This window comes from Thermophilibacter sp. ET337, assembly GCF_024733715.1.
Lineage (GTDB): Bacteria > Actinomycetota > Coriobacteriia > Coriobacteriales > Atopobiaceae > Thermophilibacter.
Map to the genome: position 1 here is coordinate 255,231 of NZ_JANRHO010000002.1, position 20,024 is coordinate 275,254.

Annotated in this window: 20 protein-coding genes; all 20 read right to left on the reverse strand. The window is 69.5% G+C overall.

Annotated elements, in window-relative coordinates; all coding sequences use genetic code 11:
- Window positions 1-174: 174 nt before the first annotated feature.
- Complete coding sequence (locus tag NW198_RS03265; protein WP_258339991.1) at window positions 175-1,098, reverse strand: site-specific tyrosine recombinase; 924 nt, start codon at window positions 1,096-1,098, stop codon at window positions 175-177.
- Between the two features lie 7 nt (window positions 1,099-1,105).
- Entirely contained in the window at window positions 1,106-2,755 is a 1,650-nt protein-coding gene (locus NW198_RS03270) for a CTP synthase (RefSeq protein ID WP_087314106.1), read from the reverse strand.
- A gap of 189 nt (window positions 2,756-2,944) precedes the next feature.
- Window positions 2,945-4,576, reverse strand: coding sequence for a DNA repair protein RecN (recN, locus tag NW198_RS03275; RefSeq protein WP_087314104.1), 1,632 nt, complete (start codon window positions 4,574-4,576; stop codon window positions 2,945-2,947).
- Complete coding sequence (locus NW198_RS03280; protein WP_087314102.1) at window positions 4,577-5,434, reverse strand: NAD(+)/NADH kinase; 858 nt, start codon at window positions 5,432-5,434, stop codon at window positions 4,577-4,579.
- A gap of 66 nt (window positions 5,435-5,500) precedes the next feature.
- Window positions 5,501-6,235, reverse strand: a complete 735-nt coding sequence (locus NW198_RS03285) for a TlyA family RNA methyltransferase (protein WP_258339992.1) — start codon at window positions 6,233-6,235, stop codon at window positions 5,501-5,503.
- Between the two features lies 1 nt (window position 6,236).
- Window positions 6,237-6,539, reverse strand: coding sequence for an exodeoxyribonuclease VII small subunit (locus NW198_RS03290; protein ID WP_258339993.1), 303 nt, complete (start codon window positions 6,537-6,539; stop codon window positions 6,237-6,239).
- Window positions 6,539-7,087, reverse strand: coding sequence for a transcription antitermination factor NusB (gene nusB / locus NW198_RS03295; RefSeq protein WP_258339994.1), 549 nt, complete (start codon window positions 7,085-7,087; stop codon window positions 6,539-6,541). The genes NW198_RS03290 and nusB overlap by 1 nt, the downstream gene beginning before the upstream one ends.
- Before the next feature lies 1 nt (window position 7,088).
- Entirely contained in the window at window positions 7,089-7,451 is a 363-nt protein-coding gene (locus tag NW198_RS03300; RefSeq protein ID WP_087314094.1) for an Asp23/Gls24 family envelope stress response protein, read from the reverse strand.
- A 146-nt stretch (window positions 7,452-7,597) separates the two neighbouring features.
- Entirely contained in the window at window positions 7,598-8,161 is a 564-nt protein-coding gene (gene efp / locus NW198_RS03305) for an elongation factor P (RefSeq protein ID WP_087314090.1), read from the reverse strand.
- A 134-nt stretch (window positions 8,162-8,295) separates the two neighbouring features.
- On the reverse strand, window positions 8,296-8,682 hold the full coding sequence (locus tag NW198_RS03310) for a DUF956 family protein (RefSeq protein WP_258339995.1): 387 nt from the start codon (window positions 8,680-8,682) through the stop codon (window positions 8,296-8,298).
- A 111-nt stretch (window positions 8,683-8,793) separates the two neighbouring features.
- A complete protein-coding gene (locus NW198_RS03315) occupies window positions 8,794-9,735 on the reverse strand; it encodes a PTS system mannose/fructose/sorbose family transporter subunit IID (RefSeq protein WP_258339997.1) in 942 nt (313 codons plus the stop codon).
- A gap of 19 nt (window positions 9,736-9,754) precedes the next feature.
- Window positions 9,755-10,567, reverse strand: a complete 813-nt coding sequence (locus tag NW198_RS03320; RefSeq protein ID WP_258339998.1) for a PTS mannose/fructose/sorbose transporter subunit IIC — start codon at window positions 10,565-10,567, stop codon at window positions 9,755-9,757.
- Between the two features lie 13 nt (window positions 10,568-10,580).
- Window positions 10,581-11,579 (reverse strand): PTS sugar transporter subunit IIB, encoded by a 999-nt coding sequence (locus NW198_RS03325; RefSeq protein ID WP_087314082.1) that lies wholly within the window; start codon window positions 11,577-11,579, stop codon window positions 10,581-10,583.
- A gap of 273 nt (window positions 11,580-11,852) precedes the next feature.
- Window positions 11,853-12,977: a Xaa-Pro peptidase family protein gene (locus NW198_RS03330; protein ID WP_258339999.1), complete on the reverse strand. Its 1,125-nt coding sequence runs from the start codon at window positions 12,975-12,977 to the stop codon at window positions 11,853-11,855.
- 110 nt (window positions 12,978-13,087) lie between these two features.
- The gene (locus NW198_RS03335; protein WP_258340000.1) at window positions 13,088-14,203 is read right to left on the reverse strand and encodes a 3-dehydroquinate synthase; all 1,116 of its coding nucleotides are present in this window, start codon (window positions 14,201-14,203) and stop codon (window positions 13,088-13,090) included.
- The gene (locus tag NW198_RS03340; RefSeq protein ID WP_258340001.1) at window positions 14,200-14,748 is read right to left on the reverse strand and encodes a shikimate kinase; all 549 of its coding nucleotides are present in this window, start codon (window positions 14,746-14,748) and stop codon (window positions 14,200-14,202) included. The genes NW198_RS03335 and NW198_RS03340 overlap by 4 nt, the downstream gene beginning before the upstream one ends.
- Window positions 14,749-14,851: 103 nt before the next feature.
- Window positions 14,852-15,352: a YqeG family HAD IIIA-type phosphatase gene (locus tag NW198_RS03345; protein ID WP_087314074.1), complete on the reverse strand. Its 501-nt coding sequence runs from the start codon at window positions 15,350-15,352 to the stop codon at window positions 14,852-14,854.
- Window positions 15,353-15,364: 12 nt separating this feature from the next.
- Window positions 15,365-16,636 (reverse strand): endolytic transglycosylase MltG, encoded by a 1,272-nt coding sequence (gene mltG, locus NW198_RS03350; protein WP_258340002.1) that lies wholly within the window; start codon window positions 16,634-16,636, stop codon window positions 15,365-15,367.
- A 9-nt stretch (window positions 16,637-16,645) separates the two neighbouring features.
- A complete protein-coding gene (ruvX, locus tag NW198_RS03355) occupies window positions 16,646-17,059 on the reverse strand; it encodes a Holliday junction resolvase RuvX (protein WP_258340003.1) in 414 nt (137 codons plus the stop codon).
- A complete protein-coding gene (alaS, locus tag NW198_RS03360) occupies window positions 17,059-19,719 on the reverse strand; it encodes an alanine--tRNA ligase (protein WP_258340005.1) in 2,661 nt (886 codons plus the stop codon). Before alaS ends, ruvX begins: the two co-directional genes overlap by 1 nt.
- Window positions 19,720-20,024 lie beyond the last annotated feature (305 nt).

Sequence of the window (20,024 nt, forward strand, 5' to 3'; positions counted from 1 at the left end):
CATCTCTCCGGCGATTTCTGCGAACCAGCGTAGGGGCAACGCGCCCGCCTCCCGCGATTTCTGTGAAGCAGTGAGCAGGGAGACGGGCGCGTTGCCCCTACGCGGCGGGGTCCGGTGAGCACGGAGAGATGCGGGAGGCCGGGGCGCGGGACACAGGCAGAGATTAGCCTGTCATCAGGGCGAGAGGGGCGACCCCTCGTCGCGGCTCTGGGCGCGGGGATGCGCGGCGAGGTACACGCGCCTCACGTGGGTGCGGTCGACGTGGGTGTAGAGCTGGGTGGTGGCCACGTTGGCGTGGCCGAGAAGCTCCTGCACCACGCGCAGGTCCGCCCCGCCCTCGAGCAGGTGCGTCGCGAAGCTGTGCCGAAGCGTGTGGGGGTGCAGCCCCTTGATGCCGACGACGCGGCCGTACTTCTCGACGATCGCATGGACCGACTGCCGGGAGATGCGCCCGCCGCGGACGTTGAGGAAGACCGCCTGGGTGGGGCGCCGTCCCACGAGCGCGCCTCGACCGCGGTCGAGGTAGGCCTCGAGCGCCTCGGCCGCCGAGCCGAGGACGGGGACGACGCGCTCCTTCTCGCCCTTGCCAAAGACGCGCAGCAGGCCCTCGTCGATGAGGGTCGCGCGCAGGTCGAGCCCCACGAGCTCGCTCGCGCGCAGGCCGCAGCCGTAGAGGACCTCGAGGATGGCGTGGTCGCGCAGGCCGGCGGGCGTCTGCGGGAACGGCTGGTCGAGCAGGCACGCGGCGTCGGCCACCGAGATCACGTCCGGCAGGCGCTCGGGCTTGGAGGGCAGCGGGAGGTCGGAGGTGGGATGGGCCTCGCAGATGCCGTCGGCCACCATGAAGCGATGGAGCCCCTTGATAGCCGAGACCGCGCGCTCGACCGAGGCGGGCGCCAGACCCACGTCGATGAGCGCCGCCACGTGGGCCTCGACGAGCTCGCGGGTCACGTCCTCGGGCTCGTCCACGCCGCGCTCGGAAAGCCATGCCACGTAGCGGGCGAGGTCGCGGCCATACGCCTCGACGGTGTTGGCGGAGCTCCCCCGCTCGACGGAGAGATAGCCGAGATACTCGCTGCGCGCGTCCTCGAGGCTCATCGCGCCCCTATCCGAGCGGCTTCACGTCATGTCGCGAGACACCCTCGTGATGGGCGATCGCGGCGCGCACGAACTCGCGGAACAGCGGCGCCGGGCGGTCCGGGCGGCTCTTGAACTCGGGATGGGCCTGGCTCGCCACGAACCACGGGTGGACGTCCTCGGGCAGCTCGACCATCTCGACGAGGCGGTCGTCGGGCGAGAGGCCCGAGACCACGAGCCCTGCCTCGGCAAGCTGCGCGCGGTACGCGTTGTTGACCTCGTAGCGGTGGCGATGGCGCTCGTAGACGAGCGGCTCGGCGTAGGCCTCCTCGGCGAGCGTGTCGGCGACGACCTTGCACGGGTAGGCGCCGAGGCGCATGGTGGCGCCCTTCTCGGTGACGTCGGCCTGGTCGGGCATGATATGGATCACGGGATGGGGGGTCTCGGGGTCGAACTCGGCCGAGCTGGCGCCCGCAAGGCCGCAGACGTCGCGCGCGAACTCGCAGACGGCGACCTGCAGGCCGAGGCAGACGCCCAGGTACGGGACGCGCCGGGTGCGCGCGCGGTGCACGGCGCAGATCTTGCCCTCGATGCCGCGCAGGCCAAAGCCCCCGGGCACGAGGATGCCGTCGGCGTCGCCGAGCACCTCCTCGACGTTCTTGTCGTCCAGCGCCTCGCCGTCCACGAGGCGGATGTCCACGTGGCGCCCAAAGAGCACGCCCGAGTGGTGCAGGGCCTCGATGATGGAGAGGTAGGCGTCCGGCAGCTGCGTGTACTTGCCCACCACGCAGATGCGCGTCACGTCCTCGCGGGAGTTGGCGGCATGCATGGCGTCCGTGAAGGCGTACCACCCCTCCATGTGGCTCTCGCGCAGCTCCAGGCCCAGGCGCTCGCAGACCTTCTCGTCAAAGCCCTGCGCGGCCAGGTGGGCCGGCACGTCGTAGATCGAGGGGCAGTCGGAGTTCTCGAAGACGTGGTCCGCGGGGACGTCGCAGAAGCTCGCGATCTTGGCGCGGATGGAGGCGTCCACCTCGTGGTCCGAGCGGCAGACGATGAAGTCGGGCTGCAGTCCGAAGGAGCGCAGCTCCCGCACGCTGTGCTGCGTGGGCTTGGTCTTGACCTCGTGGGCGGCGGCGATGTAGGGCACCAGGCTCACGTGGATGAGGATGCAGTCCTCGCGGCCCTTCTCGTTTCTGAACTGGCGGATGGCCTCCACGAAGGCTTGGCTCTCGATGTCGCCGATGGTGCCGCCGAGCTCGGTGATCACCACGTCGGCGCCCGTCTCGTCCTCGACGCGGCGGAAGCGCTCCTTGATGGCGTCCGTGACGTGCGGGATGACCTGGACCGTGCCGCCGAGGAAGTCGCCGGCGCGCTCGCGGGAGATGAGGCTCTGGTAGATGGCGCCGGTGGTGAAGTTGGAGTCGCGCGTGAGGTTCTCGTCGATGAAGCGCTCATAGTGGCCGAGGTCGAGGTCGGACTCGTAGCCGTCCTCGGTCACGAAGACCTCGCCGTGCTGAAACGGGCTCATCGTGCCTGGGTCGACGTTGAGGTAGGGGTCCGCCTTCTGCATCATGACGCGATAGCCCCGCGACTTGAGCAGGCGGCCCAGAGAGGCCGCGGTGATGCCCTTGCCCAGGGACGAGACGACGCCGCCGGTAACGAAGATGTGCTTTGCCATGTGCTGTGACCCTCCCGTAGTCGCGCTGTTCGCTTCCCACGGGTCTTCATAGTAGCGCAGGCGGCGGGGGTCTCCGCGCGCGCTCGCCGAATCGGACGCCTGCCCGAAACAGTTGGCCACAACGCTGAAACGATGTGCAGGTGCGGCGATCGGACGGTCTTGGCGAGAAGAACGTCCGGACGCCGCACCTCAGCGGGCGCCGCGCTCGGCCAGCATCTCGCGGGCGAGGTCGCGGCTCGCGGCGCCGGTGTCGCCTGAGAGCATGCGCGCCACCTCGGCGACGCGCTCCTCGCCCGAGATCTCGATGAGCGAGGTCTCGGGGAGCTCCCCCTCGGACTTGCTCACGAGGTAGTGCTTCTGGGCCGCCACCGCCACCTGGGCGAGGTGCGTGACCACGATCACCTGATGGGTCTGGGCGAGGCGCGCCAGCACGCTCGCGAGCGCGACCGCCGTGGCGCCGCCCACGCCGGCGTCGACCTCGTCGAAGACCAGCGTCTCGCAGTCGTCCGCCTCGCCGAGCACCACCTTGCAGGCGAGCATCACGCGGCTGACCTCGCCGCCCGACGCGATCTTGCGCAGCGGCCGGGCCGTGAGGCCGGCGGCGGGGCGATAGAGGAACTCGACGCGCGAGGGGCCGGAGCGGGCCCACTCCGCGCGGGACAGGCGCTCGCAGCTGACCTCGAGGGCCGCCGTGCCCATCTCGAGAAAGCCCATCTGCTCCGAGACGGCCGCGGCCAGGCGCGGGGCGGCCTCGGCGCGCACGGCGTCCAAGGCATCCGCCGCGCGGGAGAGCTGCTCCTCGCGGCGCTCGAGCTCCTCGGCGGCGCGCCGCTCGAGCTCGCCGCCGTCGCTCGCGGCCGCCACGACCTCGCGGGCCTCGTCACGACGCTCGAGCACGTCGACCATGCGCGGCCCGTAGGCGCGCATGAGCCCCTCGAGGCGCGAGAGGCGCGTCTGCAGGCGCTCGAGCTCGTCGGGGTCGAAGTCGACCTCGTCCGCGTAGTCGCGCAGCTCTGCCGCCACGTCCTCGACGTCGATGAGCGAGCTCTCGAGGGTCTTGGCCCACGCCCCGAGCGCGTCGTCATAGCGCGCGGCGTCCCTGAGCGCGCTCACCGCCTCGCCGAGGGCGTCACACGCCCCGCCGTCGCCGGAGAGCAGCTCGCGGGCGCCGGAGGCGGCCGCCATGAGGGCCTCGCCGTGCTCCACGCGCGGCAGCTGCGCCTCGAGCTCCTCGAGCTCGCCCTCGCGCGGGTCGACCTCGTCGATGCGCCGGAGCACGAAGGCGGCCTCCTCAAGCCGCTCCCCCGTCGCGCGCCCCATCTCTCGGACGCGCTCGAGCTCAGCGGCCGCCTCCTGCGCCGCGGCGAGGGCGTCGCGATACGCCCCGAGCGCCTCGGCCGCCGGCGCGCCCGCCCACGAGTCGAGCAGCTCCACATGGGCCTGGGGCGCGAGCAGGCGCTGATGCTCGTGCTGACCGCAGAGGTCGACGGTCGAGCCCACGCGCGCGGCGAGCTCGCGCACGCTCGCCATGTGGCCGTCCAGCTCAACGCGCCCGCGGCCGTCGCTGGTCACGCGGCGGCGCACCACGGTGCCGTCCTCGTCGTCGCCGCGCAGGAACAGACGCCCCTCGACCTCGAGCGACGAGGCGCCCTCGCGGACCATGCCCGCGTCGGCGCGCTCCCCCACCAGCAGCTTGATCGAGGAGAGCAGCGCGGTCTTGCCCGCACCCGTCTCGCCCGTGAGCACGGTGAGCCCCGGGGCCGGCTCGATGCCAGCGTCACGAATCAGCGCGACGTCGCGCACGTGCAACTCGTCGATCATCTACTTTCCCACCTGCCCGTAGAAGACGCGCGAGACCGAGTCGTAGAAGCTCTGGGTGCTGCGGTCGAGAAGCACGACGTCGCCGGGTCCGCGACGCACGCACGCGCGCACGCCGCGCGTGCCCTTCTCGCGCGGGACGGGCTGGCCGTCGGCGAAGAAGTGGCGCATCACGGGACGCTCGGGGCTCATCTCGATCTCCACGACGTCGGCGGGCGAGGTGAGAAACGCGCGCGCCATGATCGTGTGCGGGGCGATGGGCACGCACACCATGCCCGTGAACTCGGGGGTCACAATGGGCCCGCCCGCGGCAAGCGCATAGCCGGTGGAGCCGGTGGCCGTGGAGACCACGAAGCCGTCGCCGCGCAGGCGGTCGATGTGCTTGCCCGAGACGGAGACGTCGAACTCGACCATGTTGCCGGCACCTCCGCGCGAGACGGCAAAGTCGTTGAGGGCGAAGCAGTGGCGCGTGGAGACGGAGCCGTCCTTGGCCTCGAACTCGCACTCGATGTCGAGCGTGGCGCGCCGCGACACGTGCAGCTCGCCCGCGAGCGCGTCCTCGACGGTCACGATGAGGTCCTCGGGACCTGCCGCCGTGAGAAAGCCGAGGTGCCCGTAGGAGATGCCCACGATGGGGACGCCCGAGTAGCCCACGGTGCGCGCGGCGCGCAGCAGCGTGCCGTCGCCGCCGAGCGAGACCACGAGCTCGCAGCCCTCCGCGGTGTCCTCGGCGTCGGGGAAGAGCTTCTTGTCGCGCGCCCACGTGGCGTCGATGCCCTGGTCGCCGAGCCAGTCCTCGAGATGGCGCGCGCCCTCCAGGGCGTCGGCGCGGGAGTAGTTGGGAACGATGAGAACCTTCACGGCCACCCTTTCGATCACCTACGCATCGCTTTGATTCTATCCCGTCGGCGCGAAAAAAGGGCCCGTCTACCGCTCGCGCCGGCCGCAGAGGAGGTACTCGACGTTGCCCTTGTGGCCGGTGATGGGGCTCTCGCAGTCGCCGAGCACGGTCATCCCGGCCTCCTCGAAGGCCGCGCGCACACGCGCGAGGGTCGCCGCGCGGACGGCGGGGTCCCGCACGACGCCCCCCTCCCCCACATCCTCGCGCGCGGCCTCGAACTGGGGCTTCACGAGCGTGAGGAAGGTCCCGCCGGGACGCAGCAGCTCCAGGACGGCGGGAAGCACGGTGACGACGGAGGTGAAGGAGACGTCGCAGACGGCGAGGTCACAGACGCCCGTGCCCACGAGCGCCGGCACGTCCATGATGTTGGTGCGCTCGAGCAGCCGCACGCGGTCGTCGCCGCGCAGCTCCCACGAGAACTGCGCATAGCCCACGTCCACGGAGATGACCGACGCGGCCCCGCGCTTGAGCAGGCAGTCGGTGAAGCCACCGGTGGAGCAGCCCACGTCGAGGCACGCAAGCCCCTCCGGGTCGATGCCAAAGTGGTCGAGCCCGCGCTCGAGCTTGAGCCCCCCACGGCTCACGTAGCGCGAGCGCCCGCGCACGTGCAGCTCGATGCCGGGGCGCACCTGCTCCCCGGGCGAGGAGAGTCGTCGGTCGCTCGTGGAGACGTCGCCCGCCATCACGGCGCGCATCGCCTCGTCCACGGTCGAGAAGTACCCCTGCTCGACGAGCTCGGCGTCGAGGCGACGGCGGGCCATCCTAGCGTCCGTCACCCGCGGGCTCGTCCGGCCGCTCTTCGCCGGCCGGGACCTCGGGCTCGCCGTCCTTCTCGGCAGCGTCCTCGGAGGGGGGCTCCTCTGCGAGGCGCGCCTCCTCCTCGGGCGAGAAGTCCGTGGCGTCGACGAGGCTCACGGCCTTGGATCCGAGCGCGATGGCCTCGTCGAAGAGGTCGAGTGAGCGCTCGAGCGAGACGTCCTTGTCGCGAACCTGCGCGACGATGTCGTCGAGGCGCTCGGTGATGTCGCCGAAGGTCTGGTACTGGGAGACGTCGACGCGGGCCACTACTCGGCCTCCGCGTCCTGCTCGGCCTCGGCGTCCTGCTCGGCCGCCTCCTCGGCCTCCGCGTCCATGTCCTGATCGGCCTCGGCCTCCACGCTCTTCTCGGCCTGCTCGCGAGCCTTGGAGACGACGTCGACGCCGGCGTCGAGGTCGTCGGCGACGCGGCCCAGAAGGCCGTTCACGAAGCGCGAGGACTCGTCGGTGCCGTAGGCCTTGGCGAGCTCGACGCACTCGTCGATGGTGACCGCCACGTCGACCTCGTCGACGCAGAGCATCTCGTAGAGCGCGAGGCGCAGCAGGTTGCGATCGACGGCATTGAGGCGGCCCACGGACCAGCCAGTCGAGCGCATCGCGATGACGGCGTCGAGGTCGGGACGCATCTCATCCGCGCCGAGGGCGAGCCTGCGGGCGTAGTCATCAAGAGGGCCCTGCGAGAGGGCGTAGTCGCCATCGAGGACCGAAAGCACGGCGCGGGAGTTGGCCTCCGCCTGGAACAGCAGCTGGAGGGCCTGGCTGCGGGCGAGCGTGCGCCCGCCGAAGTGAGTGCTCAAATTACTCCTTGGGGAAGACGAGGCTGTCGATGCACACGTCGACGGCGGCGACGCCGACGCCGATCTGCTCGGTCACGGCGGCGGCGACCTCATCGCGCACGTCGGCGGCGAGCTTGGTGAAGGGGTAGCCGTAGAAGACGGCCAGGTGAACGGTCACGTGCAGGCGGTCATCCTCGACGTAGGACTCGACGGCGTTCTCGGGCGCCACGGTCCTGCTGGTGAAGACGGAGATGAGGCTCGAGGTGATGTCGTTGCCGCCCACGGAGGCGACGCCCTCGACGCGGCGGGCGGCGATGGAGACGATCGTGGAGACGACGCCCTTGGAGATGCCGATGCCAGAGACGTGGAGCTCGCTTTCGGCCATGTTGGACCCCCTTGTCGAATCCGGGCGCGAAGGCCCGCTGCGTGCGCTTGTTCACAACAGTATACCCGTTGGCGGCTGGCCTGCGCCGCCGACAAAAAAGCCCGCGGGGTCTCCCCCGCGGGCGGCGTCGCGATGCGAGGCGAGGCCTAGACGCGGCTCACGAACTTGCCGGTGCGGGTGTCGACCTTGATGCGCTCGCCCTGGTTGAGGTACATCGGGACCTGGATGACGGCGCCGGTCTCGATGGTGGCGGGCTTGGTGCCGCCCTGGACGGTGTCGCCCTTGAAGCCGGGGTCGGTCTCGGTGATCTCGGCCTCGATGAACATCGGGGGCTCGACGCCCAGCAGCTCGGTGTCGGCGTAGAGCAGCTGCGCGTTGTCGTTCTCCTTGAACCACTTGGCGTTGTCGCCGATGAAGTCCGCGGGGAGCTCGACCTGCTCGTAGGTCTCGTTGTCCATGAAGTAGTAGGTGCCGCCGTCGTTGTAGAGGTACTGCATCTCCTTGGTGATGAGCTGCACGTTCTCGAACTTGGTGCCGGCGTTGCAGGTCTGGTCGATCACGCGGCCGGTCTTGAGGTCGCGGATCTTGTAGCGGACGAAGGCGCCGCCCTTGCCGGGCTTGACGTGCTGGAACTCGACGATCGTGTAGTACTTCTCGTTGATCTTGAGGCCCATGCCGTTCTTGAAGTCTGCGGTGCTGATGGTTGCCACGTGTGCTCTTTTCCCTCAATGCCCCGGCTGGGGCGCGTACATACGACCCCGTATTCTAGCACGGGCGGGCGGCGGCCCATGAAAACGCCTAAATTGCCGAGAAGAACAGGGCCGGGACGCCCCAGGCGCAGAACCTACCCGCGGCGCGTGATGCGGTGCCAGAGGCCCACCACACCGGCGCGCAGCACGCCGAAGAAGGTCTCCGAGCGCACGATCTTCTCGCCCCCGATGTAGGTGCGGATGGCGCGGAGAGCCGCGTGGTTGTTGCGGGTGGAGAAGGCGAAGTGGCCGTTCTCCTTGGTGAAGACGGCAAAGCGCGGGATGACGCGCCCGCCGAAGAGCACCGATGCCGCGATGTGGTCGATCTGGTCCCAGGGGATCTGGATGTAGTCCTCGACGTTGCGCTCGTTGTAGTACTCGAGGGCCTTGTCCCCCACCATCATGTTGCCGGTGGTGGTGAGCCCCACGAACATCGTCGCGGGGATGGCGAGGTCGACCTTGGTGTTGCGAGACTGAGCCATGGGAGCGCCCCATTCCTTTCCGAGACAAGCGCGGGGCCGCGCCCCGCAGGAAATGCCATTGTGACACTTCCTGCGAGCGCGCGGCCCCGAGAGGTCGGGCTGGCCGACGCCTTAGAGGATGCCGGCGAGGTGGCCGAGGATGCCCACCGCGAACATGCCGATGATGATGGCGATCGGGGAGACCTTCTTCTTGAGCAGCCAGCAGCACAGCAGCGTGACGGCCACGGCGGCGAGGCCGGGGATCAGCTGGTCGAGGTTGGCCTGGAGCGTGGTGACCTTGTCGACGGAAAGGCCGGTGGCGCCGAGCGAGCTATAGGAAGACAGCGCGCTCTTGATGGCGTCCGCGACGCCCTGGGCGCCGCTGCCGGCGGTCTCGGCGATGGCGTTCCAATCGATGTAGGCGCCCTCAGACTGCGTGACCGTGGAGACGATCGGGGTGAACTTGATGGACACCCAGCGCTCCACCAGGCCGCCGATGACGAACATGCCGAGGATCGAGGCGCCCTCGGTGATCTTGCCCATCAGGCCGCCGGAGAGGTCCTTGGTGATGGAGGTACCGAGCTTGTAGCCAAACTCCTGCGTGTACCACTCGAACGCGAGGCGGATGACGTTCCACAGCACGAAGAACAGGATCGGGCCCATGATGGAGCCGCCCATGGCGAGCGACGCGCCGAGGGCACCGAGCAGGGGCCTGAGGGTGAACCAGAAGACGGGGTCGCCGACGCCGGCGAGCGGGCCCATCATGCCGACCTTGACGCCCTGGATGGCCGCGTCCTCAACGGGGGCGCCGTTGGCACGGTCCTCCTCGAGGGCGAGCGTGACGCCGATGACCGGGGACGACACGTACGGGTGCGTGTTGTAGAACTCCATGTGGCGCTTGAGGGCCGCGATCTGGTCCTCCTTGTTGGGGTAGAGCTTCTTGATCGCGGGGATCATCGAGAAGCACCAGCCGCCGTTCTGCATGCGCTCGTAGTTCCAGGAGCCCTGGAGGTACTGGTGACGGAACCAAACCGCAAGACGGTCGCTCTTGGAAAGCGTGATCTTATCTGCCATGTATGCCTCTCCTCCCTTCCTACTCGTAGTCGTCCAGGATGTCGCCGAGCGGGTCGCCCGAGCCGGCAGCGCCGGCACCGGACTGGGCAAGCTCCTTCAGGCCCAGGTAGATGAGGGCCAGGGAGATGCCGATGACGCCGAGGGCGATGAGGGTGAGCTGGGAGATGGCGGCGAGGCAGAAGCCCAGCGCGAAGAACGGCCAGACCTCCTTGGTCGCCATCATGTTGATGACCATGGCGTAGCCGACGGCCGCGACCATGCCGCCGCCGATCGTCATGCCTTCGTTCAGCCACGCGGGCATCATGTTGAGGGCGCCCATGACGGCCTCGGACGGGATGAAGCACAGAGCCGCAGCCGGGATGGCGATGCGGATGCCCTGCAGGCAGATGGCGATGATCGACCAGACGTCGAGGGCGGTGTAGTCCGCGCGCGCCGCCGCGCCGTCCATGATGTGGACGATGGGGATGGCGATGGTACGGACGATCATGGTCAGGAACAGGCCGGCCACGGACAGCGGGACGGCGACGGCGATGGCCGTGGAGATGGCCGTGCCCTGGTCGGAGCCGCCGATGAGGGCGATGACCATCAGGATCGCGGACGCGACCGAGGCGAGCGCGGCGTCAGGGGCGACGGCGGCGCCGACGTTGGCCCAGCCGAGGGCCATCATCTGCAGGGTGCCGCCGAGGATGATGCCAGCCTCGAGGTAACCGCTCACCAGACCGATGAGCGTGCAGGCGACGAGCGGCTGGTGGAACTGCCACTGGTCGAGAACGCCTTCCATGCCGGCAAGGAAGGCAACAAAGACAATCAGGATGATTGTGAATACCGACATGCTTCCCTCCTTCTTATGCCTGTGCAGCGAGCTCGGCCTTGGCCTTGCTCATCATGCTCTCGAAGTTCTCGGGCGAGTCCGCCGGGACCTTGCGGACGTCGAACTTGACGCCCAGCGAGGAGAGCTTCTCGATCGTGTCGTAATCGTCCTGGTCCATGGCGATGGCCTGGGTCACGACGACCTTGCCCACGGAGTGGGCCATGGAGCCGAGGTTGACGTTCTTGATGTCGACGCCGCCCTCGACGGCCTTGAGCACGTCCTGCGGGGTCTCGAAGAGCAGGAACGCCTTGGTGGCGCCGAAGCGCGGGTCCTTGGCGACCTCGATCATCTTGGAGATCGGGATGACGTGGGCCTTGACTCCCGGAGGCGCGGCTTGGGTGATCATCGTCTTGCGCAGCTCGTCGTGAGCGACGCCGTCGGAGACGACGATGATGCGGTCCGGGTTGATCTGCTTGGTCCACGCCGTGGCGACCTGGCCGTGGAGCAGGCGGGTGTCCACACGGCAGTGGGCGATCTTGATGTGGCCGTCGCCGAGCACGGTGCCGGGCGGGATCGCGCCGGCGGGCGCGGCGGCCGGGGCGGCTGCGGGCGCGGCGGCCTCGGCGGGGGCGAGCTCCTCGGGCTTGATGCAGACGCCGGCCTTGGCCTCGGGATAGATGGCCTTGGCGACCTCGGCGGCGGAATCGCTGCCCATGCGCTCGCCATAGGCGGAGATGAGCATCGGGAGGTTCATGCCGCCGACGGCGACCCAGTTCTCGTGCCCCTCCTCCCCGAGCAGCAGCGACACCTGGTTCCAGGGCGTGCCACCCTGGAGGTCGACCAGGAACAGCACCTGATCCTGGTCGTCGAAGCCGGAGACAGCTTCGAGGATCTTTGCCCTGAGGTCATCTGGCCCCATGTCGGGCGTGAGCGTCACGGCGGCGACGTTCTCCTGAGGGCCAAAGATCATCTGGCCGGACATCTTGATGCCCTCGGCGAACGAGCCGTGACTGGCTAGAACAATGCTAACCACCGCATACCTCCTTCTTCTTTTCGCGGACTCCTACCTACAGAACCGTACGCGCAGCGACAGGTTCCCCCTGCACAACTTCTCCCCCATTGCTCCACGTACCGTCCACATTCTACCAAGCTGTGGTCACCTGGTGAAGATGTTTCGTTCACATTTCCCCGCTCAACGGGCGAGAAGAACGTGCGGCGGCAAAGCCGTCGGGCGTGTCCCCGCGCTCAAACAGTCCTCTTCGCACGGAGACACGCCCGACGGGCCCCAAAGCAAGGTTCTTCTCGGTTACTTGCCGACGATCACGAGGTCGTGGGTGGAGCAGGTGAAGGGCTCGTAGCCGTCCTCGGTCACGAGGCCAAAGTCCTCGAGGCGGATGCCGAACTTGCCCGGCAGGTAGATGCCCGGCTCGATGGTCACGACGGAGCCCGCGGGCACCGGGCGGTCCCAGGCGCGGTTGAAGTTGGGGCGCTCGTGAATCTCGAGGCCCACGCCGTGGCCGAGGCCGTGGCCGAAGTACTCGCCGTAGCCCGCCTCGGTAATGACGTCGACGGCCACCTGGTGGATGTCGCGGCCGACCACGCCCGCGCGCACCGCGGCGGCGCAGGCCTCGTGAGCGCGGCGGACGACGTCGTAGACGGCGCGCTGCTCGGAGGTCGGCTCGCCCACGCAGATGGTGCGCGTCATGTCGGAGTGGTAGTCATGGTAGCCGGCGCCGTAGTCCATGACGATGAGGTCGCCCTCCTGGACCACGTAGGGGCCGGGCTGGGCGTGGGGGTTCGCGCCGTTTGCGCCGGCTGCGATGATCGTGCCAAAGGAGAGCTCGTCGGCGCCATGGGAGAGCATGTAGTTCTCCAGCTCGACGCGGATCTCCTGCTCGGTGAGGCCGGCATGGATGAAGCCGCAGATGTGGTCGAAGGCGGCGTCGGTGACCTCCTGGGCGCGCCTCATGAGCTCGACCTCCTCGGCGTCCTTGACGCTGCGCAGGTCGCAGATGTCGCCGTGCAGGCGCGGCGTGAGGCAGGCGATGCCGACGGCGGCGCACTCGGCGGTGAAGTCGTCAAAGAACGAGAGGGTGCAGGTGTCCTCGACGGCCACCACGCGGGCGCGGGCGCGGCGGGCGCGCTCGGCGGCCCAGCGGGCGGGGGCGATGACGTCCTGGTCGATCTTCCAGGGGCAGTCGGCGCCCAGGCGCTCGCGGAAGGTGTTGTAGTAGCGGGAGTCCGTGTGGAGCCAGAGGTCGTCGCGCGTCACCACGGCGGTGTGGGCGACCTCGAAGTCGAAGGTGCGCTCGGCGCCGGTGAGCCAGCGCAGGTCGGGGTTGTTGCGCAGGATGACGGCGTCGTAGCCGCGCTCCCCCATGAGCTCGCGCAGGCGCTCGACGCGCCCCGCGCATGCAGTGTTGTCTGCCATGCTGCTTCCTTTCTTTGACAATCACGTCATTTGACAATCACGTCAGGTTATATTGTCAACCCTCATGACGGGTTGACAATATAACCTGACGTGATTGTCAACCCATATCGCTAGCGGGAGGCGCACCAGGCGGCGGCGTGCTCTGCGAGCAGGTCGTCGGGGATCACGCTCAGGCGCACGCGCCCGAGGGCGCGCGGGGTCGCCATCATGAAGCGGTTGGTGCGCGAGAAGCGCTCCTGCTTGAGGGCGGCGACAAGGGCGTCGGGGTCGACGGGGACCTCGCAGGTCCCGAGCCCCAGGCGCTCGAGGAGCTCGTCTTGGGTGAACATGTCGTCGACGGAGAGCTGCTCGAGGGCCACGGCGAGGCGAGCCGAGAAGCGCAGCCCGTCGGCGAGCAGCGACGATGCGGGCACGGAGTCCCCCGAGACGGAGCGCAGCGCGCGGGCGAAGTCCTCGCCATAGGAGACGGACTGCCGGGTCGCGGCGGAGGTGGAGCCCACGACGCGCCCACGGCTCTTCACCGCGTCCAGGATCTGCCGCAAGATGACCTGCTCATTGCCGGCGACGAGCTCGTCGGTGGAGTCCCAGAGCCGCTCGAAGGCCTTGTTGGAGTCGCACGCGGCCGTCGCGGCCATGAGCGCGAAGGCGTGGCGCAGCTCCTCGTGGACGGGATCGAGGTCAAACAGGCGCACGTCGACGATGGCAAAGCGAGCACCCGCGTCATGGCTCAGCATCTGCGGGGCGCCGGCCAGGTCGAGCGGGCGCGGCGTCACCGAGGAGCGGACCGCGCTGACCGCGTCGATCGGGACCTCGACGAGCGAGACGCCGCCGCACCACAGGGAGCACGCGAGCGCGGCGCACGAGAGCGTCTCGTCGCCGCCGATGACGACCACGAGGTCGTCCGCCGTCACGCGCGCCTCGAGCAGGCGCTCGGCGAGCGCCTCGACCCGGGCGAGGTCGCATCCGTCCCCCGGCATCTCGAGGGGACGGACCTCGAAGCCGGCGGAGGAGAGGTCGCGGTGGTAGGTGGCGAGCAGCTCGTCGGAGACCCCGCGCTCCCCCACGAGGGCGCAGGCGTGGGGCTTGCCGACGGCGGTGCGCAGGTCCTTGGCCACGTGCCCGGAGAGCCCGATGCCGCCGCGCACGTCCATCGAGGAGCCTCGCAGCGCCACCCACTGCCTCATGCGGTGCAGCTCGCCGACTTCCTCGACCGTCTCGTCGCTCATAGCAGGCCCCTCTCCCAGAGCAGCTGGCCGGCCTCGTGCGCCACCTGCTCAAACGTCTTGTTCCGAATGTCAATGGTGAGGTCGGCGGCAGCCTCGTAGAGCGGCCGGCGATGCCGGTAGACCTCCGCTGCGTGCTCGGCCGTCCCCAGGTCCGGCCGCCGCTCGGGACAGCGAATCTGGCGCAGGGAGTCGGCGAGGTCCCCGTCGAGGAACAGCACCGCGCCCATCTCGTGCATGAGCTCGCAGTTCTCGGGACGCTCGACGATGCCTCCGCCGCAGCTCACGAGCAGCGACTTGCGCGCGGAGAGGCGCGAGAGCTCACGCGTCTCGGCGTCGCGGAAGGCCGCCTCCCCGTCCTCGGCGAAGACCTGCGCCACCGTCTTGCCCAGGGCTCGCTCGACGAGGCGGTCGGTGTCCACGTGGGGACGATGGAAGAGCGCGCCGAGGTTGCGGGCGAGCGTCGACTTTCCCGCTCCGAGAAAGCCCACGAAGAAGATGTGGTCGCACCCCTCGTGAACGACGTATCCCCCGCTGCTGTCCTGCACGCACCCTCCTCCGAATCTACCGCTCCCGATTCTAGCAGTGAGCGCGGCACGGGGGAACGCCTTGAGGCGCCCCTCGGCGGGATCCGGCCCGCGACCCTTGGCCCTACTCGCCCTCGAAGGTCCTGCCGCGCAGGGCGAGCCGCTCGAAGACGCGAAAGACGTGGGTGTACCAGAGGTCCGCCCGGGACTGCGGGCGCACGAGCACCGTGCGCACGCCGGCGAGGTTGCCGGCGGCGACGTCGGTGTAGACCTGGTCTCCGATCATCACGGTCTCGCCGGGCCGCGCGCCAAAGCGGCGCATCGCGCGCCGAAGCGCCAGCGGAAGCGGCTTCATCGCGTGGTCGACGAAGTCCACGCCGAGCTCGCGCGCGGTGCGACTCACGTGGCTCGTGTGGAAGTTGTTGGACACCAGGCACAGCTCGAGCCCGGCCTCGCGGGCGCGGGCGAGCCAGTCCTCGACCGCCGCCGGAGCCGCGTGGGCGTCGCGCGGGACGCAGGTGTTGTCACGGTCGAGCAGCACGAGCCGCACGCCGTCGCGCACGAGCCCCTCCACGCTCACCTGCGGCAGGGAGGCAACGTAGCGCGTCGCCGAGAAGAGCCCCATGGTCACCACCTGCTACCAGGACTGCGTGTGCTCGTCGTAGGTCTCGGAGAACGTCGCGGTGTCGGGGGTGATGTAGAAGTAGAGGTAGCTGGTCTCCGAGGGGTTGGCCGCCGCCTGGATGGAGGGCAGGCCGGGCGAGCAGATCGGCGTGGGCGTGAGGCCCTCGCGCGTATAGGTGTTGTAGGGGTCGTCGACCTTGAGGTCGTCGGCGGTGACGTCGCGGCCGAGCGAGTAGACGAGGGTGGCGTCGCTCTGGAGCATCATGCCGATCTCGAGGCGGTTGTAGAAGACCGAGGCGATGTCGGCGCGCTGCTCGTCGGTCGCGGCCTCGCGCTCGATGATCGAGGCCATCGTGATGATGTCGTCCTCGTTGACGGTGATGCCGTAGCGCTCCTGGATCGAGGCGATGGCCGCGCTGAAGTCAATGCTCGCGACCTCGGTCTGGAACTGGTCGAGCATCGCGCGGATCACGTCGTCGGCGGTGACGTCGGACGTGGGGAAGCCGTAGGTCTTGGGGAAGAGGTATCCCTCGAGCGAGTCGTCCGTGACGTCGGCCAGGAAGGGGTAGTCGTCCACGTATGCCGAGGCCTTGGCCTGGGCGAGGAAGTCGGAGGAGGGGATGTTCGCCTCCTGCTCGACCACCGCGGCGATCTGCGCGAGGGTGTAGCCCTCGGGGATGGTGAAGCTCACGGCCATGACCGGGCCGGTGGTGAGCATCGCGATGATGTCGGACTGGTCGGTGCCGGTGACGATCTCGTAGGTGCCGCTCTTGAGGCTCGCCTCGGCGTTGGTGCGGCGGACCTCGGAGAGGAACTCGCTCTTGTTGGCGATGGCGCCGGCGTCGAAGAGCGCGTCGGCGACGGCGGCGGCGCCCGAGCCCTCGGGCACGGTGATGGTCACGGTGTTGCCGGCGACGACCTCCTGCGTCTCCCCCTCGCCCGTGCTCCCCGTCAGCGCGGGGATGACCACGAGGACAAAGCCGACGACCACCGCGACCGCAACGAAGGCGAGCGCGAAGAACGGGGCGCGGCTCTGGCGGCGGGCGGTCTCGTCGCGCTGGACGCGGCGGCTGCCCGCGCGACGCGTCGCGGCGGCGGTGCGGCTCGAGACGCGGCTGCCCGAGAGCGCGCTGCGCGGCGCGCTCACGGTACCGAGCGCGGCGGGAGCCTCGGCGGGCTGGGCGTGCTCGGCGTGGGAGGGGGCGGTGTCGCGGCGCTCGGTCGCGCCGTCGGTGCTGAAGTGGGACCCGCGGGTCGAGGGGGTCCTGCCGTCGGTAGTGGCCATCGTGCCCTTTCAGCTCTGCCTGGCGTCGAGCCAGGACTGCAGGAACAGGGACGCGGCAACCATGTCGACCTTGCCGCGCATCGAGCGCTCGGAGAGGCCCTGTTCTTTCAGGATACGCTTAGCTTCCGCCGACGAGAGGCGCTCGTCGGCAAACTCCAGCGGAAGTCCGCAGGATTTTGCGATCTTTTGTGCCTGATCCTTGATGCGCTCCGCCTGGGGCCCCTCCTCCCCGGAGAGGGTGAGGGGTCGCCCGCAGAGAAGAACGTCGGGCTCCCAGTCCTCCAGGACGCGGCGGAAGCTGCGCGCGCAGCCAAGCACCTCGGGCGCCGGCAGCACGCAGACCGGGGACGCGACGCGCCCGTCGGGGTCGCTCACCGCAACCCCGACGCGCACCTCGCCGATGTCGAGCGCGAGGACCCGCACTAGATTCCGAGCGCCGAACGGGCCGCGTCGAGGGCGGCGTCGATGCCGGAGGGGTCAGAGCCTCCGGCCTGCGCCATGGCGGGCTTGCCACCGCCGCGGCCGCCGACGAGGCCCGCGATGTCCTTGATGATAGAGCCGGCCGAGAAGCCCTTCGCCACGGCGCCGTCGGTGCCGCCGGCGAGCAGAGCCACCTTGCCGTCGGGCGTGGCGGAGGCGATCACGCAGGCCACGGCGTCACCGCCGGCGGCGTCGCGGATGCCGTCCCAGGCGGAGCGCATCTCCTTGCCGGAGAGCCCGTCCAGGCGCGCGACGACGACCTTGTAGCCGTCGAGCTGCACGGCGGACTTGTACGCGTCGGCCACCTTGCCGGCGCCGGCGCCGGTCGTGGCGGCCTCGAGGGCCTTGCGCGTCTCGCGAAGCTCAGCCTGAAGCGTCGCCACGCGCTCGGCGACGTCGTCCGGGCGGCACTTGAGCTCGCGGGCCACGTCGTCGAGGGCGAGCAGCCGCTCGTCCACGTACTCGATCGCGCCCATCGAGGTCACGGCCTCGATGCGGCGGGCGTTGGAGCCCACCGAGCCCTCGGAGACGATCTTGAACAGCCCCAGGTCGGCGGTGTTGCGCGCATGGGTGCCGCCGCAGAGCTCGCGCGAGAAGGGCTCGTCGGACTCGCCGGTGGAGACGACGCGCACCACGTCGCCGTACTTCTCGCCAAACAGGGCGACGGCGCCGGAGGCCTTGGCCTCGTCGATGCCCATGACGCGGGTCACGATGGGCTCGCCGGCAAAGATCTCGGCGTTGACCATGCCCTCGATGCGGGCGAGCTCGTCGGCGGTCACGGCCTCGAAGTGGGTGAAGTCAAAGCGCAGGCGGTCGGGGGCCACAAGGGAGCCGGCCTGGGAGACGTGCTCGCCCAGGACCTTCTTGAGGGCGGCGTCGAGCAGGTGGGTGGCGGTGTGGTTGCGGCGGATGAGCTCGCGCCGGCCGGCGTCGATGGCGGCGCTCACGGCGTCGCCCGCGGCGAGCGTGCCCTCCTCCACCACGGCCACGTGGGCGTAGAGGGAGCCCTTGACTCTGGTGTCGGTCACGCGCAGGCGCGCGCCGGCGCTGGAGATGGTGCCGGTGTCGCCCACCTGGCCGCCCATCTCGGCATAGAACGGTGTGCGGTCGAGAACGACCTCGACCTCGGCGCCCTTCTCGGCACGCTCGACCTCCTCGCCGTCGGCGACGACGGCCAGGACGGTCGCCTCGGCGGCGTCGCTGTCGTAGCCGCAGAACTCGGTGGCGGCCAGGCGGTCAGAGAGAGCGGTCCAGACGTCGTTGAAGGTGCCCCAGGCGTCGCGGTTGGCGGAGGCGCGGGCGCGCTCGCGCTGCTCGGTCATGCAGGCGTCAAAGGCGTCCATGTCCACGACCACGCCGCGGCCCTCGCAGATCTCGCGCGTGAGATCGATGGGGAAGCCGTAGGTGTCGTGCAGCTTGAAGGCGACCTCGCCGGGGAGCTGCTCGCCGTCGGCGAGCTTGCCGAGCTCTGCCTCGAGGCTCTCCTCGCCGGCGTCGAGCGTCGCGCCGAAGCGCTCCTCCTCGGCGCGGACGATGCCGTCGATCAGGGCGTGGCTCTCCACGATGGCCGGGTAGTTCTCGCCCATGAGGCGACAGATCTCCTCGACGTAGGCGCTCAGGAACTCGCCCTCGATGCCCATGAGCCGACCGTGGTAGACCGCGCGGCGCAGCAGGCGGCGCAGGACGTAGCCGCGCCCCTCGTTGGAGGGCAGGATGCCGTCGCCGATCATGAAGGTGACCGCGCGGGCGTGGTCGGCCACGATGCGCAGGCTGCGGTCGCTGGCCGGGTCGTCGCCATAGGTCTTGCCGGAGAGGCGCTCGCCCACGCCGATCAGGGTCTGCAGCAGGTCGCCGTCATAGTTGGTGCCCTTGTGCTGCATGATCGCGGCGATGCGCTCGAGGCCCATGCCGGTGTCGATGTTTCTGTGCGGCAGCTCCGGCAGCGACCCGTCCTCCTGGCGGTCGTACTGCGTGAAGACGAGGTTCCAGAACTCCAGGAAGCGGTCGCAGTCGTCGCAGCCGGGGCCGCAGTGCTCGCCGCCGCAGCCAAACTCCTCGCCCTGGTCGAAGTAGATCTCGGAGCACGGGCCGCAGGGGCCGGTGGGGCCGGCCGCCCAGAAGTTGTCGTCAGCGCCGAGGCGGGAGATGTGGTCGTAGGGGACGCCCTGCTCGTGCCACAGCTCGATGGCCTCGTCGTCGTCCTCGAAGACGGTCATGTAGAGGCGCTCGGGCGGAAGGCCCAGGTGCTCGGGGCTGGTGATGAAGTCATAGGCCCAGGCGATGGCGTCGGCCTTGGAGTAGCCGCCAAAGGAGAAGTTGCCGAGCATCTCGAAGAACGAGAGGTGCGTGGCGTCGCCGATGTTGTCGATGTCGTTGGTGCGCAGGCACTTCTGGCAGGAGCACGCGCCGATCTCGGGCATGGTCTTCTTGCCCTGGTAGTACTCCTTGAACTGGTTCATGCCGGCGTTGGTGAGCAGCAGCGACGGGTCGTCCGGGACGAGCGAGGACGAGGGGTAGAGCTTGCAGCCCTTGCTCTCGAAGAAGCGGAGGAAGTCCTCGCGGATCTCCGCGGTGGTCATGGTCTTGTAGTCGGCGGTGCTCATTGGTCTCCCCTGCGGTCGGGTTTTTATGCGCATACAAGCTGGTTATTTTAGCACGTGTCGCCCGCCGCGACAGGCATCCGCCAGCCCGACGCCGCACCCTCCAAGGAACAGGCGGAATCCGGACGGTCTTGGGCTCGAAACCGACCGGAAGCCGCACGTCTTTGGGACACGTGCGGAATCCGGACGGTCTTGGGCCCGAAACCGACCGGAAGCCGCACGTCTTTGAGGCACGTGCGGAATCCGGACGGAACTCCCGGAGCGACACGTCGGCGGGCGAGAAGGACGGGCGACGCGCCTCCCCGCAC